This window comes from Streptomyces sp. NPDC051020, assembly GCF_040683105.1.
Lineage (GTDB): Bacteria > Actinomycetota > Actinomycetes > Streptomycetales > Streptomycetaceae > Streptomyces.
Window position 1 is genome coordinate 1 of record NZ_JBFBCG010000215.1, and the last position, 1,907, is coordinate 1,907.

The following is a 1,907-nucleotide window of genomic DNA, read 5'->3' on the forward strand; positions in this document are numbered from 1 at the left end:
TGCGGCATGGGAAGATTGCATCTCGGAAGTGCCTTGCCGATCGTGCGTGCTGGAAGCGTGAAGAACTCCCATCATCGCAGGTCACAAGGCACTTCCTCGTTTCCGGAGAAACTGTCCACAGGCATCAAGCCGGTGGATCCAGGCTCATCCACGAGCAGCACCGCCGCGAAGTGACGATGACCGGCAAAGGCGCGCTTGCTCACGCCCTGCCGTACGAGCTGTTCGCCACCGACTTGGACACGGCAGCCTTCATCGCCTACATCACGGCGCGCGGCTACATGCGCAGTGTCTTCACCAACGGCCGGCAACGTCAGGTCTACGACGCGGTCGCAGAGGCCGTGTTCCAGCGTCTGAGGGACGCTCCCGCGCGGACTTGCTGGCACGCGGTCGCGCATGTGTACCCTACGGCCGAAGTGCTGGCCCATGTGTCCGACCAGGACCTCACACAGTTGCTGGTTCGGTGGAACCGATTCCTGCGCCAGGTCGCCGATCTGCTGGAAGACGCCTGGAACCGGCATCCGCTGGAACGTGACACGATGATCGTGCGCCGCGGCGACGACTCGTCGACGTGGAATCAGGCCGCGCAAGCATGGAACACGGCCAGAGCACATTGGTTCGCGCTGCTCAGCGAGTTGGGCCAGGACGACATCCTGGATCGTGTCTGCCCCGGCAAGGTGCCCCGCCTCATGGCTGCCGACGTCGCGTACTGGCACCGCATGAGCGGAGGTGGGCTGCACCCGGACACCTACATCTGGGCGGAGCTTCCTCTGCCCTGGGAAGTCCTCCGGGCTGAGAAGGAATGCCCACGCTCACTCGTCGAAGCAGTCTGCACCCGGCATCGGGTGGACCCGGTGGCCAGCGCCTGGACCGCCCCCAGGCCGGCGGCTGAAGCCGTGTCTTTCCGGCGCACGCCCGAGCTGGTGCACGGCGTCGCCGTGGCGGACCCACTCATGGCCAGCGCGCTTCGGTCGGCAGGAGTCTTCTCCGGCAAGGACAAACGTGCTGCCGCTCAAGAGTGGTGGTGACCGACGGCATGGAACGCACGGGGCCGGCCTGCAAATCAGTTGACCCACGCGGCAGCTGCCAGCAATGATCACAGCGGCGACGAGGAAGCTCTGCGGAGGAGCGCCCGGCTCTGATCCCGGGTGGACGCAGGTTCGAATCCTGCCCTCGTCGCCCCTTCACGTACTCGTGTCCGCGTACTCGTTGGAATGCTCAGGCGGCTACGGATGAACGTGCTCAGCTCAACGTCCAGCAACCTAGAGCCTTTGCGGATCTGGGGATGCTGCTGGGTGCGAGAATCTAGAAGTGTCTGAGGAGTTGTCGCGCTGGTATCGGAGCCGCCTGGTCATGGGTCCGTTCAGGCCGTTCGAGGCCAGTGATCTTGAAGATCTCGAACGGGAGATCGAGCTGCCTCTGCCCGCCTTGTATCGCTTGTTCCTGGAGGCTGCAGGCGGGGGAAGCTTCCCGTACTCGGTCCGCATGCCGGCGTGTGAACCGGAGCCGTTCCAGAGCTTCGACGACCTCCACCAGCTCGGCCGCGACGACAAGGGCGAATACGGCTGGGGCACCTTGCTCGGCGAGTACCGCCGCAGCCGTGATGGGTGGCTTGCCAACGAGGTTTCGCTTGCCGGCCTTCTCCCGATCGCCCGTAACGGCGGCTGCGACACCTTGTTCCTGGACTTGAACCCGACCACCCATGGCCAGCTCCATGCCTTCGTGCAGAAGCCGCAGCCCGCCGCGACCAAGCACTGAACGCCTACAACGCAGCCGACGCGCAGACCCTCCAGCGCTTCGTCCTGGGCCGGATCCCTGAGGTTCCCCCGCTATGCGGGTGGTACTGACTAGCTGGTCAGAGCGGGTTGATGTGGTTTCAGGTTCACTGGTTCGGCCGCTGCCTGGTTGGC

At 64.9% G+C, this 1,907-nt stretch carries 2 protein-coding genes and 1 tRNA gene; all 3 read left to right on the forward strand.

Annotation, left to right across the window (positions count from 1 at the left end):
* The coding region (locus tag AB0N06_RS38745) for a hypothetical protein (RefSeq protein ID WP_366139352.1) at positions 1-1,025 on the forward strand (1,025 nt) is incomplete at its 5' end.
* 78 nt (positions 1,026-1,103) lie between these two features.
* Positions 1,104-1,176, forward strand: a tRNA-Gln gene (locus tag AB0N06_RS38750).
* 132 nt (positions 1,177-1,308) lie between these two features.
* Positions 1,309-1,755: an SMI1/KNR4 family protein gene (locus tag AB0N06_RS38755; protein ID WP_366139353.1), complete on the forward strand. Its 447-nt coding sequence runs from the start codon at positions 1,309-1,311 to the stop codon at positions 1,753-1,755.
* The last annotated feature ends 152 nt before the right edge of the window (positions 1,756-1,907 follow it).